Genomic DNA, 2411 nt, shown 5'->3' with positions numbered 1-2411 from the left:
TCAGGCCGGTGAACATGCGACCCTCGACAATTTCATCGACAATGCGGCGGATGCCGTCTCCGAGGAATGCAATTTCGAATTTCTGCTACGCATTGCAAAACAAGGGCTTAACCGGCCGTCGGCCGCCAACATCGACCGGTTGCCGCCGCTGGGCGCACGCATCGCCGTGGCGCGCGATGTCGCCTTTGCCTTTTCCTACGAGCATATGTTGCTCGGCTGGCGCCGCCGGGGTGCTGCGATCTCCTTCTTCTCTCCGCTTGCCGACGAGGCACCAGCTACCGATGCCGATGCGATCTATCTGCCTGGCGGTTATCCTGAGTTGCACGCCGGACGGCTCGCAGAGGCGCAGAATTTCCGCGCCGGCATGCTCGACGCGACGGCGCGCGGCGCCAGGATTTACGGCGAGTGCGGCGGCTACATGGTGCTCGGCGACGGGCTGATCGATGCGGAGGGCAAGCGCCATCAGATGCTCGGCCTGCTGCCCGTCGTTACCAGCTATGCCGAGCGAAAGCGCCATCTCGGCTATCGCCGTGTCGTGCCGCTCGACGGCGCCTTCTTCGCGCGGATGATGACGGCCCATGAATTCCACTATTCCAGCGTCGTCTCCGAGGGCGAGGGCAAGCGGCTTTTTCAGGTGCAGGATGCGGTCGGGACCGATCTCGGCATGGCCGGGCTGCGGCGCGAGCAGGTGGCGGGGTCGTACGTGCATCTGATCGATCTAGCCGGAGCAACGGCTGCATGAGCGCACCGATCGTCCATGGTGGCGGGATCACCGCGGCTGCCGCTACCTTCGGCGGCAGGCCGGACGACTGGCTCGATCTTTCCACGGGCATCAATCCGTGCCCTGTCGCCCTGCCTGACATTCCGGCGCGAGCCTGGCACCGCCTGCCGGACAGGCACCTCGCCGACGAGGCGAGGCGTGCAGCGCGCGATCACTATGGCAGCGGCGAGATCCTGCCGCTCCCCGTGCCCGGCACGCAATCGGTTATTCAGCTTCTGCCGCGCCTCATCGAGGACGATAGGATCGCCGTGACGGACAACAAGGTTGCCGTGGTATCGCCGACCTATGGGGAATATGCGCGTGCCTTCGCCTCTGCGGGTTTTGCCGTCGATGCGGTCGACGATCTTGCCGCGATCGGGAGCGAGCATCGGCTGACCGTCGTCGTCAATCCGAACAATCCCGATGGGAGGGTCTGGCCGACCGATACGTTGATTGCCGCGCACGACAGGATGAAGGCAGCAAACGGGTTTCTTGTCGTCGACGAGGCCTTCGGTGATACCGATCCGGCGCTCAGCCTCGCATTCCGGGCGCCGCAGCTTCCGAACCTCATCATCTTCCGCTCTATCGGCAAGTTCTTCGGACTTGCCGGCCTGCGGCTCGGTTTTGCCATTGCGCGGGATGATATTCTCGAGCGTTTCGAAGACTGGCTCGGTCCCTGGGCAGTCTCCGGCCCGGCTCTTTCGATTGCAGGTTCGCTGCTGCGCTCGGACGTTTCTCCGATCCGCGGCCGCATCGATCAGCGCAACGCCGGCCTGCATGCGCTGCTGAAGGGCGCCGGGTTGCAGATCTCCGGAGGGACGGCGCTCTTCACCCTTGTCGCCGATGCGAGAGCCGGCGACATTTACACGCATCTCTGCCGCCATCATATTCTCGTCCGCAAGTTCGACTATGCGCCGGATTGGCTGCGTTTCGGGCTGACGCCCGATCCGGCGGCCGACAGGCGGCTTGGCGAAGCCCTTCAGAGAATTTAAGCGATGACGATCGACGAAAACCTTCTCGTACTGCTTCTGGCGCTGCTGCTCGACCGGATCGCCGGCGATCCGCAATGGTTGTGGTCGCGGATGCCGCATCCCGTCGTCATGTTCGGCGCCGCGATCTCCTATGCCGACCGGCAGCTCAACCCGGCAAGTCTCACCGGCTCGCAACGCCGAATGAACGGTATCGCCGCCATCCTGGCGCTGCTTCTGGTGGCGATAGCCGCAGGCTTCGTGTTCAACCGGTTCTTCGCGCTGTTCGGCCTTGCCGGCATCTTGCTGGAGACCGGGCTGGTGGCGATCTTCCTGGCGCAGAAAAGCCTTGCCGATCACGTCGCGGCCGTCGCCGTCGCCTTACGCGACGAGGGGCTTGCCGGCGGGCGGACCGCCGTTTCCCGCATCGTCGGACGCGATCCCGAGACGCTGGATGAGCCAGCCGTCTGCCGCGCGGCGATCGAAAGCCTTGCCGAGAATTTCTCCGACGGCGTCGTGGCGCCGGCTCTCTGGTATGCCGCCTTCGGCCTGCCAGGGCTCTTCGCCTACAAGATGCTGAACACGGCGGATTCGATGATCGGCCACAAGTCGGAAAAATACATCGATTTCGGCTGGGCGGCCGCCCGGCTCGACGATATCGCCAACTGGCCGGCCGCCCGCCT

Annotated in this window: 2 protein-coding genes and 1 pseudogene; all 3 read left to right on the top strand. The window is 64.6% G+C overall.

What is annotated here, in order from left to right; all coding sequences use genetic code 11:
* A pseudogene (locus FY112_RS00575) lies at positions 1-742 on the top strand (cobyrinic acid a,c-diamide synthase); the annotation flags it as partial.
* The gene (gene cobD, locus FY112_RS00570; RefSeq protein WP_017960832.1) at positions 739-1752 is read left to right on the top strand and encodes a threonine-phosphate decarboxylase CobD; all 1014 of its coding nucleotides are present in this window, start codon (positions 739-741) and stop codon (positions 1750-1752) included. The pseudogene FY112_RS00575 and the gene cobD, both read left to right, overlap by 4 nt.
* A gap of 3 nt (positions 1753-1755) precedes the next feature.
* A partial coding sequence (gene cbiB / locus FY112_RS00565) for an adenosylcobinamide-phosphate synthase CbiB (RefSeq protein ID WP_151517371.1) occupies positions 1756-2411 on the top strand: 656 nt, incomplete at its 3' end.

The organism is Rhizobium sp. PEPV16 (genome assembly GCF_008919455.1).
Lineage (GTDB): Bacteria > Pseudomonadota > Alphaproteobacteria > Rhizobiales > Rhizobiaceae > Rhizobium > Rhizobium leguminosarum_Q.
The sequence above is the reverse complement of the archived record's forward strand: the minus strand, read 5'-3'. Positions and strand labels throughout refer to the sequence as shown.

What these genes read in the sequence shown, in the direction of transcription:
- cobD (WP_017960832.1), top strand. Translation starts at nt 739, where the DNA reads ATGAGCGCACCGATCGTCCATGGTGGCGGGATCACCGCGGCTGCCGCT.